Raw genomic sequence first — 17,136 nt, forward strand, 5'->3', positions numbered from 1 at the left:
TGAAAAATTGTTAATTTTTTGTGAAGGGATGGACTTATTATGAAGTTTAAACAAAATATTAGTATAATAAATGCACTTATGCGGATTACCTGTGGTTTTACCTTTCTATCATGGGCAACAGCAAAAATGGTTAAAAAACCTTGGAAAAACCAATCTTACTTATTTGTCGTCATGATATCAGCTATGAAAATTGGTGAAGGCATTCTACGCTATTGTCCAATCGTGGACGCTATGGAGAATGGACAAACATTAATGAAAAAAGAACAAAAAACGGAAAATGATTTTAATTCACCTGATTCTTATTAAATCTTTTTCTAAAGAAGAAGCTGACTCTCTTAGAGTCAGCTTCTTTCAAATTATCATGATAAATTGTATTGAATGGCACGATAACCGATATCTGTACGCCAAAACAATCCGTCTTTTTCAACATGACTCAATTCTTTATATACTTTAGCTTGAGCAGAGGCTAAATCTTTTCCTTTTGCAGCAACCAGAAGCACACGGCCACCGTTTGAAACAAAAGATCCCTCGCTATTTTTAGCAGTTCCAGCATGATAAATATGAGCATCTGGATTAATCTTGTCCAACCCTTTAATGATTGAATTCTTTTTGTAATCTCCAGGATACCCCTCTGCTGCCACTACTACACCAAGTACTGCATCTTCATGCCATTCAAGTTGTAAATCCTTACCTAATAGGACCGCTTCAAGCGTATCAACGAAATCCGTTTTTAGCCTCGGTAAAACAACTTGCGTTTCCGGATCTCCAAAACGAGCATTGAACTCAATGACTTTTGTACCTTTTTCCGTAGCAATTAATCCGGCATATAAAATACCGGTAAAACGACGATCTTCTGAAATCATCGCATTTACTGTCGGCTGCAAGATTGTTTCGACAGCTGTCTGAACCATTTCATCGGAAATTTGCGGCACCGGTGAATAGGCACCCATTCCACCTGTGTTCGGACCTTGATCTCCGTCGAAAACGCGCTTATGGTCTTGGGCGATAACCATCGGATACACTTTTTCACCATTCACGAATGCCATCAACGAAAATTCCTCACCATCGAGAAATTCCTCAATAACAACTTTGGCAGAAGCTTCTCCAAACTTAGCCCCGACAAGCATATCGTGGATGGCGTCTAACGCCTCTTCCATCGTCATTGCGACTACGACACCTTTGCCTGCAGCCAAGCCATCTGCCTTAATAACGATGGGCGCTCCTATTTTTTCAATATAAGCTTTTGCAGAATCAAAATCAGTAAACGTTTCATATTCTGCTGTCGGAATGCTGTAGTTCTTCATTAAATCCTTAGCGAAAGATTTACTTCCTTCAATGACCGCAGCCCTGCTATTTGGGCCGAACACCTGTAGGCCCGCTTTAGCAAAGTCGTCAGCTAGTCCATTCAATAATGGCGTTTCTGGGCCAATTACCGTCAATGAAACTGCATTTTCTTTTGCAAAAGCAACCAAATCCTCATGATTTGTTTCTTCAATGGGCACCAGATTTGCTACATCGGTCATGCCCGGATTTCCTGGTGCTGCAAAAACTTTCTCCACCCGTTTACTTTCAAACAGTTTGCGGGCAATAGCATGCTCCCTGCCACCCCGGCCAATCACTAGTACATTCATTATCGCACCTCATCTTTGATTAATGTTTAAAGTGACGAATCCCTGTGAATACCATTGCAATTCCATATTCATCAGCTTTCTTGATTGAATCTTGGTCTTTTACAGAGCCACCCGGTTGAATGATTGCCGTAACTCCTGCTTTCGCTGCCGCTTCAACAGTATCATCCATTGGGAAGAAAGCATCCGATGCCAAAGCACTGCCTGTTGCTCTTTCACCGGCTTGTTCTAGCGCAATTTTTGCAGCTCCGACACGGTTCATTTGACCAGCGCCAACACCTAATGTCATTTGATCGTTACATACCACTATTGCATTTGATTTCACATGCTTCACGATTTTCCAGCCAAGTTCTAGGGCTTTCCACTCTTCAAGGGTAGGTTCGCGTTTTGTTGCTACTTTTACTTCTGCATCCTTCAAACTATGTGCATCACGATCTTGTATAAGTAATCCGCCTTCAATTGAAGTCAATTTACGCTCAGGTTTTTTAGCTGAGTTGAAATCAATCGTTAATAAGCGAAGGTTTTTCTTGCTAGTTAATACTTCCACTGCCTCTTCCGTAAACCCAGGAGCAATGATGATTTCAAGGAAAATTTCATGAAGCTTTTCTGCAGTTGCTTTATCTACTTCACGGTTCAGGGCAATGATTCCACCAAAGATGGAAGTAGAATCCGCCTCGTATGCCTTTTCGTACGCTTCTAATATGGTCGTTCCGACACCGACGCCGCAAGGATTCATATGTTTGACAGCTACTGCTGCGGGCTCATTGAATTCTTTAACAATTTGAAGTGCAGCATCTGCATCATTAATGTTGTTGAAAGAAAGCTCTTTTCCGTGTAATTGCTTCGCTTCAGCAATTGAGAAAACAGAACCAAGCGGTTTTTTATAAAAAGCTGCCTTTTGATGCGGATTTTCCCCATAACGAAGCGACTGTTTCAATTCATAAGTAACAGTCAATGATTCTGGATTCTCTTCTTCAGCAAGCTCTGTCATGTATTCAGAAATAACAGCATCATATGCTGCTGTATGGCGGAAGACTTTTGCAGCCAGACGGCGATTCGTGGTTTTTGAAACTCCTCCGTCTTTCAGTTCAGCCAATACGGTTGGATAATCATTGGAATCAACGATAACCGTCACATACTCGTGGTTTTTTGCAGAAGAACGAAGCATTGTCGGTCCACCGATATCAATGTTTTCAATTGCATCTTCTACAGTAACATCCGGTTTAGAAATTGTAGCTTGGAATGGGTATAGGTTTACACAGACAAGTTGAATAGGCTCAATATTATGTTCTGCAAGCTGTGCCGCGTGATCTGCATCACCATGTTTTGCTAAAACTGCTCCATGGACATTCGGATGAAGCGTTTTAACGCGTCCATCTAAAATTTCCGGGAAACCAGTGACGTCACTGATTCCAATCACGTCTACACCATTATCCTGCAACGTTTTTTTCGTACCGCCGGTTGAAATAATTTCAAACCCTGCTTCTATTAATCCCTTAGCAAATTCTACAATACCTGTTTTATCCGATACACTAATTAAAGCACGTTTCTTCATGGTATGTTGGTCCCTCCATAATGTATGTTATTTCTTTTGGAATAGCTGTTGTAAAACTGATGGATACATGCCATGTTCCGTTTCCTGAATCCTTATTTGGAGAATGTCTTTCGTATCTCCTGCAAGAATCGGTACTGTCTTTTGGGCAATGATTGGGCCCGTGTCCATACCATCATCGACATAATGAATCGTGACCCCGGTTTCTTCCACTCTTGCGTCAAAAGCCTGCCCAATTGCATCCTTGCCTGGAAAATTAGGCAAAAGTGAAGGATGAATGTTAACAATTCTGTGTGAATACGCCTGTAATAATGTCGGCCCAATTAAACGCATATAACCAGCTAGAATAATAAATTCAACCTCAAGTTGACGAAGTATCTCTAAAATTTCCGTTTCAAACTCGACCTTACTTGAGTACTTTTTCGCTGAAAAAGAGAAGGTTCTAATATTCTCAAGCCTAGCTCTTTCAAGCACATAAGCATCTTCACGATCGCAAACAACAAGGCAGATTTCCGCGTTCAGAACTCCATCTTTTATTGCGTCAGCAATTGATTGGAAATTACTTCCGTTACCTGATGCAAAGACTGCGAGTCGCTTCATTGTTTAAACGACACTCCATTTCCATCCACAATTGTTCCAATAACTGAAGCCTGTTCACCGCATGACTGTAGATGAGCAACCACAGCGGCCGCATCCTCTTTTTTCACTACAGCAGTCATGCCAATCCCCATATTGAAAATATTGAACATTTCCTCTTGAACAAGGTTCCCTTTTTCTTCAAGGAACGAGAATACAGGTGGAATTGTCCAGCTTCCAAGCCCGATTTCAACACCGCAACCTTCAGGAAGAATACGTGGAATATTCTCGATGAATCCTCCACCCGTAATATGGGCAAGTCCCTTAACTTCAAACTTTTCAAGTGTGGACAAAATAGACTGGACATAGATTTTTGTCGGTTTCAATAATTCATCGCCTAACTTGCAGTCAAACTCCGGTACGAATTCATGTAGATCCATTCCTGAATCTTCAAGGAGGATTTTACGAACTAGAGAATATCCGTTACTGTGAATACCACTTGAAGCAAGCCCAATAACAACATCACCCGCCGAAATTGTCTCACCCGTAATTAAGCGTGATTTTTCAACAGCTCCAACAGTAAATCCAGCCACATCATACTCTTCCGTTTCGTACATACCTGGCATTTCCGCCGTTTCACCACCGATTAAAGCGCAGCCTGCCTGCTCGCAGCCGTCTGCAATACCTTTGACTATCATTTCAATTCGTTCAGGATCCGCTTTACCGCAGGCAATATAATCTAAAAAGTACAAAGGCGCAGCGCCTTGAACGACAACATCGTTAACACACATAGCTACACAATCTACCCCAATGGTATCATGTTTATCCATCATGAACGCGAGCAGAAGTTTTGTCCCGACTCCATCCGTTCCTGAAATTAGCACAGGCTCTTTAAGGTTCAGGGAAGACAAATCAAACATTCCTCCGAAACCGCCCAGTCCATTCATTACCTCCGGACGAAATGTGCGCTTTACATGTTTTTTCATTCGATTTACTGCTTCATAACCAGCTTCAATATCAACACCAGCCTGCTTATATGCATTAGCCATTTGAAATCCTCCTCCGAAAATCACTCTTTATTTCCGACATTATTAACATTTTGCTTTTTCTCGTTCGTAATCATAAATTTCTGTCGGATAATTTCCGGTGAAGCAAGCTAGACATGAACCGCGCGTTTCTCCAGGAAACGGACGACCAATTGCTTCGACCATACCTTCGACACTTAAAAAAGTTAATGAATCAGCACCAATGATTTCACGTATTTCCTCCACCGATTTAGAGCTCGCGATTAATTCTTCCTTTTTCGATGTATCAATACCATAGAAACATGGGTTTTTAATTGGTGGTGAGCTGATTACAACGTGAACTTCTTTTGCTCCTGCATCTTTTAGCATGCGAACAATCCTTCTGCTCGTTGTTCCACGTACGATTGAATCATCAACCATAATGACCCGTTTACCCTCTACGACCCCTCTTACCGGTGAAAGTTTCATCTTCACACCTTGTTCGCGTAGACTTTGTGACGGCTGAATAAAAGTCCGGCCAACATAACGGTTTTTAATTAAGCCCATTTCATAAGGAATACCTGCAGCTTCAGCATAGCCAATTGCCGCAGAAATGCTTGAATCAGGAACTCCTGTGACGACATCTGCTTCAATCTTAGCTTCAAGTGCCATTTGCTTACCAAGATTTTTCCGAGCGGTATGAACATTAATTCCATCAATGTTGCTATCTGGACGGGAAAAATACACATATTCCATCGTGCACATTGCATGTTGACTTGAAAGTGAAAAGTATTCGGATGTGATGCCCTCATCATTAATGACCACAAGTTCACCCGGTTCAATATCACGGACGAATTCCGCTCCTACTATATCAAGGGCGCATGTTTCAGATGCAGCGAAATACGCATCGCCTATTTTCCCTAGGGAAAGTGGGCGGAAACCATGCGGATCTCTTGCCAAGATCATTTGGTTTTCTGTCATGACGACGAATGCATAAGCACCCTTCAACATACTTAAACTGCTTTTCACTGAATCTCTCACATCGGAATAACCAGAACGTTTAATCAAATGTGCTAGAACTTCCGTATCCGATGTCGTTTGAAAGATTGAGCCCTGTCCTTCTAGCTGTGCTTTTAACTGACGAGCATTGACGATATTCCCATTATGAGCGAGAGCCAGCCCCCCTGTATGTGAATTAAACAAGAAAGGCTGAACATTTTGATACCCGCCGCCGCCTGCCGTTGTATAACGGACATGTCCGATCGCGGCTTTTCCTGAACCGGAAAGTTCCTGCATTTTTTCAGCTGTGAATATCTCAGTGACAAGACCTTCACCCTTCGAGATAGACATCTGCTCACCATCCGTAACAACGATGCCTGCTCCCTCTTGACCACGATGTTGCAAGCTATGCAACCCGTAATAAGCAAGCTGTGCTGCATCGGGATGTCCCCAGACTCCAACTACGCCACACTCTTCATTTAGGCTTCTTATTTCAGCAAGCATGGTATAGCTCCCTTCCAAGCTGTTTGTAAATCTACAACGTCTGCTACCAATATCTTGTTATCGCCGCCTGCCGTCACTACTAATTTATTATCTGCTGTTACTGAACCAATACAAACGGCATCTTCAACAAGTGCTTCAAAAGCCTTTTGATTTTCAGGACTTATAGATAGTAAAAAGCGTGATTGCGTTTCACTAAACAGTTCGGATACGAGTTCTCCAGATAAATTTACTTTTGCTCCAAGGTCACTTGCTCCGAATAGAGATTCAGATAAAGCAACAGCCAAACCACCTTCCGCGAGGTCATGAGCTGATGAAACAAGTCCTGATTGAATCGCTGAAAGAATTTGCTGCTGACGCTTTTGTTCAACAGTTAAATCAAGTTCTGGAGCACGCCCAAATATTTTTCCTTCAAGCATTTTTTGTAACTCACTGCCCCCAAATTCCACTTTCGCTTCGCCGACCACATAAATCATATCTGATTCATTTTTGAACGTTTGCGTTGTGATATGTTGAAGATCGTTCACTAGGCCAACCATCCCAACTACTGGTGTTGGATAGATCGCTTCCCCATTCGTTTCATTGTAAAGAGAGACATTTCCTCCAATTACAGGCGTACTTAAACTTCGACAAGCTTCACTCATCCCGTCTGCCGCTTTTTCCAATTGCCAAAAGATTTCAGGTTTTTCTGGATTTCCAAAATTCAAGCAATCTGTAATTGCTAGAGGTTCTGCACCCGAACAAATAATGTTACGAGCCGCTTCAGCAACTGCAATTTTACCGCCTGTTTCAGGATCCAAGTAAATATAGCGGGAGTTACAATCTGTCGTCATCGCAAGGGCCTTATTTGTGCCTCGAACACGTACAACTGCTGCATCTGATCCAGGTGAAACGACTGTATTCGTACGCACCATGTAATCATATTGGTCGTATACCCATTCTTTACTCGAAATTGTCGGTTGCTGCAATAATGCCAAAAGGGTCTCTCTGTAATCTTCAATGTCTGGTACTTCTGCCGTCATACTTTGGAAGTCACGGAAATATTGCGGTTCTGCAGATGGCTTGTGATAAATTGGTGCTTCTTCAGCCAATGCATCAACTGGAACCTCAGCAACGATTTCACCCTGATGAGAAAGTGTTAGGTTTTTATCATCCGTTACTTCACCAACAGCAACCGCTTCTAGGTCATATTTCGTAAACAAGTCAACGATTTCCTGTTCGCGTCCTTTTGTAACAACGATCAGCATCCGCTCTTGTGATTCAGAAAGCATCATTTCATATGCTGTCATTCCAGTTTCACGTTGCGGTACCAAGTCAAGGTTCATTTTTATTCCTGATCCAGCTTTACTCGCCATCTCAGCAGATGAGCTTGTAAGACCTGCTGCTCCCATATCCTGAATACCAACAAGAGCATCATTTTGAATTAATTCAAGGCATGCTTCTAAAAGAAGTTTCTCCATGAATGGATCACCTACTTGTACGGCAGGCCGTTTTTCTTCTGAAGACTCCGACAACTCTTCAGAAGCAAATGTTGCTCCATGAATACCATCACGTCCTGTTTTAGCACCCACATACATCACTGTGTTGCCTACTCCATGCGCTTGGCCTTTTTTAATGTCCTTATGATCGATCAAACCGACACACATTGCATTAACTAGAGGATTTCCTTCATAAGATGGATCAAATTGAATTTCTCCGCCTACAGTTGGAATTCCGATACAATTTCCGTATCCTGCAATCCCAGCAACCACTTCTTTAAATAAATATTTCACACGATCATTCTCAAGCTCACCGAAGCGAAGCGAGTTCAACATCGCAATGGGACGGGCACCCATGGAGAAAACATCACGGATAATACCGCCGACACCAGTAGCAGCACCTTGATAAGGTTCAATTGCCGATGGGTGATTATGACTTTCTATTTTAAAAACAACTGCCTGATTGTCACCGATATCGACAATACCTGCTCCTTCACCAGGACCTTGAAGCACTTTCTCCCCTGTAATCGGGAATTTCCTTAAGATGGGTTTTGAATTTTTGTAGGAACAATGCTCTGACCACATAACCGAAAACAATCCAGTTTCCGTATAATTCGGCAGTCTGCCTAAGATTTTCTCCACCATTGCAAATTCTTCATCGGATAGTCCCATACTTGCATATAAACGATCCAATTTAATTTTTTCCGGACTTGGTTCAAGCTGTAATAACATGTGATTCCCTCCAGTTTTTTACGATGGATTGAAAAATCTTTAAGCCGTCTTTACTGCCAAGCAGCGAATCAACAGCACGTTCGGGATGAGGCATCATTCCGAGGACATTTCCTTGTTCATTTGTAATTCCCGCTATTTGCTCCAAGCTTCCGTTTGGATTTTCACCATCATAAGTGAACAAGATGCGGTTATTTTGTTTTAATGCAGCCAATGTTTCATTATCACAGTAGTAATTTCCTTCACCATGAGCCACTGGTATCGTAATCGTTTCATGTAATGAATAGCCTGTTGTAAACATGGATTGATTATTTTCAACCTTCAATCCTACATTGCGGCAAATGAATTTCAAGCCATCATTACGGCGCATCGCTCCAGGTAAAAGGCCTGCTTCAAGTAAAATCTGAAAACCATTGCAGACGCCAAGAACAGGCTTTCCTGCTTGAGCTGCTTTTACAACTTCCGCCATTACATTGGAGAAACGGGCAATTGCACCTGTGCGTAGATAGTCTCCGTAAGAGAAACCGCCTGGAAGGAGAATCCCGTCATATTCATCTAGATTGTCTGTGGAATGCCAAACATACTCCACTTCTTCCCCGAGTGCATCTTTTATCGCATGGTACATGTCGACATCACAATTGGAACCAGGGAAAACTATGACAGCAAATTTCATTGGGTGACAACCTCCTCAACATCATAACGGTAAGATTCAATTACCGTATTGGCTAATAGTTTTTCACACATTTCCTTCACCAGCTGATCCAAATCACGGTCCGTATCTTCAATTGTGAGTTCAATGTATTTCCCCACGCGTACATCACTTACTTCGTTATAAGTTAAACTGTGAAGTGATTGCTGAACTGCTGCTCCCTGTGGATCTAATACACTTTCGCGTAATGTGATATATACCTTAACCTTATACATGTTGAATACCCTCCAACTTTGCTAGAATTTTTCCATAAGCGTCTGTTAAACTACCTAAATCACGACGGAATACGTCTTTGTCTAATTTTTCGTTCGTTGCTACATCCCATAACCGGCACGTATCGGGTGAAATCTCATCAGCCAGTAGAATGGCTCCATCCGATGTTTTACCGAACTCCAATTTAAAGTCAATCAATTTAATGTCCATTTCTTTAAACAAGGTTGTTAAAACCTTATTAATTTCTTGAGCTTTTTCTTTTAAAATGGCTACGTCTTCCTTGCTTGCAAGTTCTAATTCTTCAATATGGTCTTCTGTTAACAGAGGATCACCGAGTTCATCATCTTTATAATAAAACTCAACGAGCGTTTTCTTCAGTGGTTGTCCTTCTTCAATGCCCGTTCTTTTAGAAAAACTGCCAGCAGCTGTATTTCGAACGACCACTTCCAGAGGAATAATAGAGACCTTTTTAACTAGCTGCTCCCGGTCGGAAAGCTTTTCAATAAAATGGGATGGAATATTTTCTTGGGCGAGCTTTGAAAATAGTAAGCTAGTAATTTGATTATTTAACTTACCTTTTCCAGCAATCTCTGACTTCTTTTCACCGTTAAACGCTGTTGCCGAATCCTTGTATTCCACCCATACTATTTCACTGTTGTCAGTTGCATAAATCTGTTTCGCTTTACCTTCATACAGCAATTCTCGTTTTTCCATCTGTCCAGACCTCCACATTGTGAATATTATGAATCTTCTTGCTATTAGTTAGGCTTGGCAAACATATCAACCGCTTGGGATGGTATGTTTGCCGCCTTTATTTTTATAAACCTAAACGATCAAAGATTACATCAACATTTTTCAGATGATGTGTAGCATCGAAACAATCATCAAGTTCTTCTTTTGTAAGCAAGCTTGTGATCTTATCATCCTTTTCAATCAGGCTTCTGAATGGCACCTGAAGCTCCCATGCTTCCATCGCTTTCGGTTGAACCGTGTCATATGCTTCTTCACGGACAAGACCTTTATCGATAAGGGATAGCAGCACACGTTGTGAGAAAATCAATCCAAGTGTACGGTCCATATTACGTTTCATATTTTCTGGATAAACAGTTAAGTTTTTCACGATGTTGCTAAAGCGATTTAGCATATAGTTTAAAGCAATTGTTGCATCCGGTAAGATGATACGCTCAGCAGAAGAATGCGAAATGTCACGTTCGTGCCATAATGCTACATTCTCATATGCTGTCATCATGTAACCACGGATTACGCGTGCCATTCCTGTCATATTTTCAGAACCGATTGGATTCCGTTTATGAGGCATCGCCGAAGATCCTTTTTGTCCTTTAGCAAAGAACTCTTCGACTTCACGTGTTTCACTTTTTTGTAAGCCACGAATTTCCACTGCGAATTTTTCAATGGATGTCGCAATTAGAGCCAACGTGCTCATATAGTGAGCATGGCGATCACGCTGCAATGTCTGTGTTGAAATAGGCGCTGCTTCAAGGCCCAGTTTTTCACAAACGAATTTTTCAACGAACGGGTCGATGTTTGCATATGTTCCGACAGCCCCAGAAATTTTTCCAACCTCTATGTTTTTTCTGGCTTCGTCGAAACGTTCGACATTGCGTTTCATTTCTTGATACCAAAGAGCAAGTTTCAAACCAAAAGTAGTCGGTTCTGCATGAACTCCATGTGTACGTCCCATTTGGACCGTATATTTATGTTCTTTCGCTTTGTTTTTCAGAATCTCAACAAAGTTATTTAAATCCTTCGAAAGGATATCATTCGCTTGTTTAATCACATATGAAAGGGCTGTATCAACTACATCCGTAGAAGTTAATCCGTAATGCACCCATTTCCGTTCTTCACCTAATGTTTCAGATACGGCACGCGTAAAGGCAACCACATCATGACGTGTATCTTTTTCAATTTCATTGATCCGATCCACATTAAACGTTGCATTTTCACGAAGAAGTTGTACATCTTCTTTTGGAATTACACCAAGTTCAGACCATGCTTCACAAGCTAAGATTTCTACTTCCAACCACGCGTTAAAGCGGTTAGTTTCTGTCCAAATATTTCCCATCTCAGGGCGGGTATAACGTTCAATCATTTTACTTCCTCCGTTTCAACCTGTTGATTCCATATTTTACTTCGATTACTTTCTAAAAGAGCTTCCTCAATTGTTGGACGTAAAATATTCACATGCCCCATTTTTCGTTTCAGCTTGGCTTCTTTCTTTCCATAAAGATGAACCTTCCAATCTGAAAGCTTTGGAATTTCAACCAGTAAAGGTTCCATATGTTCACCTAGAATATTTACCATTAAAACTGGTTTCAATAATGCCGTATTTCCGAGCGGCCAATTGCATACAGCACGTATATGCTGCTCGAACTGAGACGTCTCACACGCTTCCATTGTGTAGTGACCAGAGTTATGAGGCCTTGGTGCAAGCTCATTAATGATGATCTCATCCTGATCGGTTAAAAACATCTCGACAGCCAATGTCCCTATCAAACCAAGTTTCTCAGCAAGCTGTAAGGCCTCTTGAATCGCCTTCTTCTCAGCCTGCTTACTGATACGAGCAGGTACAATACTTTTATGAAGAATATTTTCAACATGAATATTTTCCGCAATCGGAAAATGACTTACCTCGCCATTTGTTTTACGCGTCACGATAATTGAGATTTCTTTTACGAAAGGGATCCAGGCTTCTAGCACACATACACCTGTTTGGAGCAGGGTTTCTGCCTTTCTAATATCGGCTTCTTCCTTAATGACCAACTGCCCTTTTCCATCATAACCGCCGCGCGTCGTTTTTAACACACTAGGGTACCCTATTTTTTCTATATGAAGATAAATTTCTGAAATATCCTGTATTTCTACATATGGAGCAACAGATGCTCCTGCATTCGATATGGCTTTTTTTTCAGTCAAGCGATCCTGTGTAAGCTTTAATAATTCTGACCCTTGTGGAAGATACGCATGTTGCTTTAACCAATCTAGAGCGTCTGAACTGATATTTTCAAATTCATAGGTTATGACGTCACTGACATCCGCTAATCTTTTCAATGCATCGATATCATCATAAGCACCAGTGATTTCAATATCTGCCACTTGCGCACATGGGCCATCTGTAGTTGGTTCAAGAACTGCTATTCTAAAGCCCGATGCCTTAGCCGACAAGGCCATCATTCTGCCTAATTGCCCACCGCCAATAATTCCAATGGTCTGTCCCGGTAAAATGATTGTATTATTTAAGTTGTTCACTGCTCTGTAACACCTTTTCTCTGGTTTCGTCTCGTAAAGCCTCTAATCTATCAGCAATTTTAGAATCGAAAGCAGCTAATATCTGAGCTGCAAACAAACCAGCATTGACTGCTCCAGCTTTCCCAATTGCCACCGTCGCAACCGGTACGCCACCAGGCATCTGAACAATCGATAATAACGAATCCATACCATTTAACGCCTTCGATTGAATAGGCACGCCAATCACAGGGACAATCGTTTTCGCTGCCGTCATACCTGGAAGATGAGCTGCCCCACCTGCACCAGCAATAATCACTTTAAGGTCTCGCTCTTTTGCACTCTCTGCATATTCAAATAACAAATCCGGCGTACGGTGGGCGGAAACGACTCTTTTTTCATATGGAATCTCGAGCTGTTCCAATGATTCACATGCATATTTCATCGTTTCCCAATCTGAGACACTTCCCATAATAACCCCAACTTGCGGCTTCATATCTTTCCCTCCAACACTCATATTAAAACGTCCTGAGTATGCAGATGGACGCTTATAATTATCTATATCAAATTAAAAAACCGGGCAGACTGCTTCCTCATAGAGAAAGCAATCTGCCCGGAAGAAAGCCTTTAAAAAAACACAAAAAGACTTGGCTAGTGTCCGAATTAGTCAGATGCTTTTCTCATAGTCCAATGATTTACGGTCATTAGGTAGATACTTTTGGGCCATATCCCCAGGATTATATGAGATGTATTAATCTAACTTCATCTTACCTTCACGCCATTTTAATGTCAAGATAAAATCGAATATTTTTACAGGATATCAAAAAATCGTTCGTGTTTTACTTGATTAATTTCGCTTCGAATACGATTTTTCTATTAACTGGCTCATAATGAACCTTTCCATTCTCGATTCTTTCGGCAAAAATAGGTTCTTCTGTTCGTCTTACAGGAAAGTAACCTGCTGCTTTAATTCGATCTAGACATGCATCAATTGTTTCTCCATCTATTACTTCAAACTTTTCCTTACTCTTCTTACTCACAAAACCGTTCCTTTCCCGAATTCTATATTGTTTACCTTCCTTCGCATCAATACTTCGCTTATATTCATTAATAAATTCTTCATAGTATAATGAAAAGAACAGATAAAGGCAAGATTTATTCCCGAAGAAATCCATCGCCATTTTAATAAGTGAATACTTATAAAATTCCAAAAATAATTCCAACCTAGAAAAAGATTTTTTCTGGAAATATGCCATCCTGGTTAATCACATGTCGACTCCCTGATTATCAACCCTATTTATTCGATACTCTTTCCCATTTTATAAACACAAAAAAAGACCAGCCAAAATGGCTGATCTTTTTGAATAGCTTGGCGGCGTCCTACTCTCACAGGGGGAAACCCCCAACTACCATCGGCGCTGAAGAGCTTAACTGCCGTGTTCGGAATGGGAACGGGTGTGACCTCTTCGCTATCGCCACCAAACAATAAAGGAACGTTGTTCCTTCAAAACTAGATAATAAGAAGGTATTTCATTTTTTAAAGCGTGGTTAAGTCCTCGATCTATTAGTATCAGTCAGCTCCACATGTCGCCACGCTTCCACCTCTGACCTATCAACCTGATCATCTTTCAGGGATCTTACTAGCTTGCGCTATGGGAAATCTCATCTCGAGGGGGCTTCATGCTTAGATGCTTTCAGCACTTATCCCGTCCGCACGTAGCTACCCAGCTATGCCTTTGGCAAGACAACTGGTACACCAGCGGTGCGTCCATCCCGGTCCTCTCGTACTAAGGACAGCTCCTCTCAAATTTCCTGCGCCCGCGACGGATAGGGACCGAACTGTCTCACGACGTTCTGAACCCAGCTCGCGTACCGCTTTAATGGGCGAACAGCCCAACCCTTGGGACCGACTACAGCCCCAGGATGCGATGAGCCGACATCGAGGTGCCAAACCTCCCCGTCGATGTGGACTCTTGGGGGAGATAAGCCTGTTATCCCCGGGGTAGCTTTTATCCGTTGAGCGATGGCCCTTCCATGCGGAACCACCGGATCACTAAGCCCGACTTTCGTCCCTGCTCGACTTGTAGGTCTCGCAGTCAAGCTCCCTTGTGCCTTTACACTCTACGAATGATTTCCAACCATTCTGAGGGAACCTTTGGGCGCCTCCGTTACTCTTTAGGAGGCGACCGCCCCAGTCAAACTGCCCACCTGACACTGTCTCCCACCCCGATAAGGGGCGCGGGTTAGAATTTCAATACAGCCAGGGTAGTATCCCACCAACGCCTCCACCGAAGCTAGCGCTCCGGCTTCTCAGGCTCCTACCTATCCTGTACAAGCTGTACCAAAATTCAATATCGAGGTCGCAGTAAAGCTCCACGGGGTCTTTCCGTCCTGTCGCGGGTAACCTGCATCTTCACAGGTACTATAATTTCACCGAGTCTCTCGTTGAGACAGTGCCCAGATCGTTACACCTTTCGTGCGGGTCGGAACTTACCCGACAAGGAATTTCGCTACCTTAGGACCGTTATAGTTACGGCCGCCGTTTACTGGGGCTTCGGTTCAAAGCTTCGCTTGCGCTAACCTCTCCCCTTAACCTTCCAGCACCGGGCAGGTGTCAGCCCCTATACTTCGCCTTGCGGCTTCGCAGAGACCTGTGTTTTTGCTAAACAGTCGCCTGGGCCTATTCACTGCGGCTTTTCCGGGCTATTCACCCTAAAAGCACCCCTTCTCCCGAAGTTACGGGGTCATTTTGCCGAGTTCCTTAACGAGAGTTCTCTCGCACACCTTAGGATTCTCTCCTCGCCTACCTGTGTCGGTTTGCGGTACGGGCACCTTACATCTCACTAGAGGCTTTTCTTGGCAGCGTGGAATCAGGAACTTCGGTACTATATTTCCCTCGCCATCACAGCTCCGCCTTAATGGAAACGGGATTTGCCTCGTTTCCGGCCTAACTGCTTGGACGCGCATATCCAACAGCGCGCTTACCCTATCCTTCTGCGTCCCCCCATCGTTCAAACGATGTATAGGTGGTACAGGAATATCAACCTGTTGTCCATCGCCTACGCCTTTCGGCCTCGGCTTAGGTCCCGACTAACCCTGAGCGGACGAGCCTTCCTCAGGAAACCTTAGGCATTCGGTGGAAGGGATTCTCACCCTTCTTTCGCTACTCATACCGGCATTCTCACTTCTAAGCGCTCCACCAGTCCTTCCGGTCTGACTTCAACGCCCTTAGAACGCTCTCCTACCATCGACACCATACGGTGTCAATCCACAGCTTCGGTGATACGTTTAGCCCCGGTACATTTTCGGCGCGGAGTCACTCGACCAGTGAGCTATTACGCACTCTTTAAATGATGGCTGCTTCTGAGCCAACATCCTGGTTGTCTAAGCAACTCCACATCCTTTTCCACTTAACGTATACTTTGGGACCTTAGCTGGTGGTCTGGGCTGTTTCCCTTTCGACTACGGATCTTATCACTCGCAGTCTGACTCCCAAGAATAAGTATTTGGCATTCGGAGTTTGACTGAATTCGGTAACCCGTTGGGGGCCCCTAGTCCAATCAGTGCTCTACCTCCAATACTCTCATCTTGAGGCTAGCCCTAAAGCTATTTCGGAGAGAACCAGCTATCTCCAGGTTCGATTGGAATTTCTCCGCTACCCACACCTCATCCCCGCACTTTTCAACGTGCGTGGGTTCGGGCCTCCATTCAGTGTTACCTGAACTTCACCCTGGACATGGGTAGATCACCTGGTTTCGGGTCTACGACCTCATACTCATTCGCCCTATTCAGACTCGCTTTCAGTCGCGGCTCCGTCTTATCAACTTAACCTCGCATGAAATCGTAACTCGCCGGTTCATTCTACAAAAGGCACGCCATTACCCATTAACGGGCTTTGACTACTTGTAGGCACACGGTTTCAGGATCTATTTCACTCCCCTTCCGGGGTGCTTTTCACCTTTCCCTCACGGTACTGGTTCACTATCGGTCACTAGGTAGTATTTAGCCTTGGGAGATGGTCCTCCCTGCTTCCGACGGGATTTCTCGTGTCCCGCCGTACTCAGGATCCACTCAGGAGGGAACGAAGTTTCAACTACAGGGTTTTTACCTTCTTTGACGGACCTTTCCAGATCACTTCATTTACCCCGTTCCTTTGTAACTCCATGTTGAGTGTCCTACAACCCCAAGAGGCAAGCCTCTTGGTTTGGGCTAATTCCGTTTCGCTCGCCGCTACTCAGGAAATCGCATTTGCTTTCTCTTCCTCCGGGTACTTAGATGTTTCAGTTCCCCGGGTCTGCCTTCAGTACCCTATGTATTCAGGTAAAGATACTGTTCCATTACGAACAGTGGGTTTCCCCATTCGGAAATCTCCGGATCAAAGCTTACTTACAGCTCCCCGAAGCATATCGGTGTTAGTCCCGTCCTTCATCGGCTCCTAGTGCCAAGGCATCCACCGTGCGCCCTTTCTAACTTAACCGTTAAAAAAGATCTTACTGATGCTTTG

14 protein-coding genes, 2 rRNA genes and 1 riboswitch are annotated in these 17,136 nt (G+C 43.2%); of the genes, 1 reads left to right on the plus strand and 15 read right to left on the minus strand.

Annotation, left to right across the window (positions count from 1 at the left end; all coding sequences use genetic code 11):
- Nucleotides 1–39: 39 nt before the first annotated feature.
- On the plus strand, nucleotides 40–306 hold the full coding sequence (locus JFU50_RS07915; protein ID WP_056522785.1) for a YgaP-like transmembrane domain: 267 nt from the start codon (nucleotides 40–42) through the stop codon (nucleotides 304–306).
- A gap of 53 nt (nucleotides 307–359) precedes the next feature.
- On the opposite strand, the gene purD is transcribed toward JFU50_RS07915, so the two are convergent.
- The 15 genes from purD to JFU50_RS07990 form a co-directional block, all read right to left on the minus strand.
- Entirely contained in the window at nucleotides 360–1,631 is a 1,272-nt protein-coding gene (purD, locus tag JFU50_RS07920; protein WP_053344211.1) for a phosphoribosylamine--glycine ligase, read from the minus strand.
- 19 nt (nucleotides 1,632–1,650) lie between these two features.
- The gene (gene purH / locus JFU50_RS07925; RefSeq protein ID WP_201183240.1) at nucleotides 1,651–3,183 is read right to left on the minus strand and encodes a bifunctional phosphoribosylaminoimidazolecarboxamide formyltransferase/IMP cyclohydrolase; all 1,533 of its coding nucleotides are present in this window, start codon (nucleotides 3,181–3,183) and stop codon (nucleotides 1,651–1,653) included.
- Between the two features lie 27 nt (nucleotides 3,184–3,210).
- Nucleotides 3,211–3,780 carry a phosphoribosylglycinamide formyltransferase gene (purN, locus tag JFU50_RS07930; RefSeq protein ID WP_053344209.1) on the minus strand — a complete coding sequence of 190 codons (570 nt, stop codon included), beginning with the start codon at nucleotides 3,778–3,780 and terminating at the stop codon, nucleotides 3,211–3,213.
- On the minus strand, nucleotides 3,777–4,805 hold the full coding sequence (gene purM, locus JFU50_RS07935; RefSeq protein ID WP_201183241.1) for a phosphoribosylformylglycinamidine cyclo-ligase: 1,029 nt from the start codon (nucleotides 4,803–4,805) through the stop codon (nucleotides 3,777–3,779). Before purM ends, purN begins: the two co-directional genes overlap by 4 nt.
- Before the next feature lie 42 nt (nucleotides 4,806–4,847).
- The gene (gene purF, locus JFU50_RS07940) at nucleotides 4,848–6,263 is read right to left on the minus strand and encodes an amidophosphoribosyltransferase (protein WP_053344207.1); all 1,416 of its coding nucleotides are present in this window, start codon (nucleotides 6,261–6,263) and stop codon (nucleotides 4,848–4,850) included.
- Nucleotides 6,248–8,470, minus strand: coding sequence for a phosphoribosylformylglycinamidine synthase subunit PurL (gene purL / locus JFU50_RS07945; protein WP_201222347.1), 2,223 nt, complete (start codon nucleotides 8,468–8,470; stop codon nucleotides 6,248–6,250). Before purL ends, purF begins: the two co-directional genes overlap by 16 nt.
- Complete coding sequence (purQ, locus tag JFU50_RS07950; protein WP_201222349.1) at nucleotides 8,454–9,140, minus strand: phosphoribosylformylglycinamidine synthase subunit PurQ; 687 nt, start codon at nucleotides 9,138–9,140, stop codon at nucleotides 8,454–8,456. Before purQ ends, purL begins: the two co-directional genes overlap by 17 nt.
- Nucleotides 9,137–9,391, minus strand: a complete 255-nt coding sequence (gene purS / locus JFU50_RS07955) for a phosphoribosylformylglycinamidine synthase subunit PurS (RefSeq protein WP_053344204.1) — start codon at nucleotides 9,389–9,391, stop codon at nucleotides 9,137–9,139. The genes purQ and purS overlap by 4 nt, the downstream gene beginning before the upstream one ends.
- A complete protein-coding gene (purC, locus tag JFU50_RS07960; protein WP_201183243.1) occupies nucleotides 9,384–10,103 on the minus strand; it encodes a phosphoribosylaminoimidazolesuccinocarboxamide synthase in 720 nt (239 codons plus the stop codon). The genes purS and purC overlap by 8 nt, the downstream gene beginning before the upstream one ends.
- Before the next feature lie 103 nt (nucleotides 10,104–10,206).
- Nucleotides 10,207–11,499, minus strand: coding sequence for an adenylosuccinate lyase (gene purB / locus JFU50_RS07965; protein ID WP_056522797.1), 1,293 nt, complete (start codon nucleotides 11,497–11,499; stop codon nucleotides 10,207–10,209).
- Nucleotides 11,496–12,656 (minus strand): 5-(carboxyamino)imidazole ribonucleotide synthase, encoded by a 1,161-nt coding sequence (purK, locus tag JFU50_RS07970; RefSeq protein ID WP_201183245.1) that lies wholly within the window; start codon nucleotides 12,654–12,656, stop codon nucleotides 11,496–11,498. The genes purB and purK overlap by 4 nt, the downstream gene beginning before the upstream one ends.
- Complete coding sequence (gene purE, locus JFU50_RS07975; protein WP_053344200.1) at nucleotides 12,640–13,128, minus strand: 5-(carboxyamino)imidazole ribonucleotide mutase; 489 nt, start codon at nucleotides 13,126–13,128, stop codon at nucleotides 12,640–12,642. The genes purK and purE overlap by 17 nt, the downstream gene beginning before the upstream one ends.
- Nucleotides 13,129–13,295: 167 nt before the next feature.
- Nucleotides 13,296–13,397: riboswitch (purine riboswitch) on the minus strand.
- A gap of 74 nt (nucleotides 13,398–13,471) precedes the next feature.
- Nucleotides 13,472–13,855, minus strand: a complete 384-nt coding sequence (locus JFU50_RS31955) for an NETI motif-containing protein (protein WP_446728137.1) — start codon at nucleotides 13,853–13,855, stop codon at nucleotides 13,472–13,474.
- A gap of 144 nt (nucleotides 13,856–13,999) precedes the next feature.
- Nucleotides 14,000–14,115, minus strand: a 5S ribosomal RNA gene (gene rrf, locus JFU50_RS07985).
- Nucleotides 14,116–14,176: 61 nt separating this feature from the next.
- A 23S ribosomal RNA gene (locus JFU50_RS07990) occupies nucleotides 14,177–17,109 on the minus strand.
- Nucleotides 17,110–17,136 lie beyond the last annotated feature (27 nt).

This window comes from Peribacillus sp. TH14 (genome assembly GCF_016651145.1).
Taxonomy (GTDB): Bacteria; Bacillota; Bacilli; order Bacillales; family DSM-1321; genus Peribacillus; species Peribacillus butanolivorans.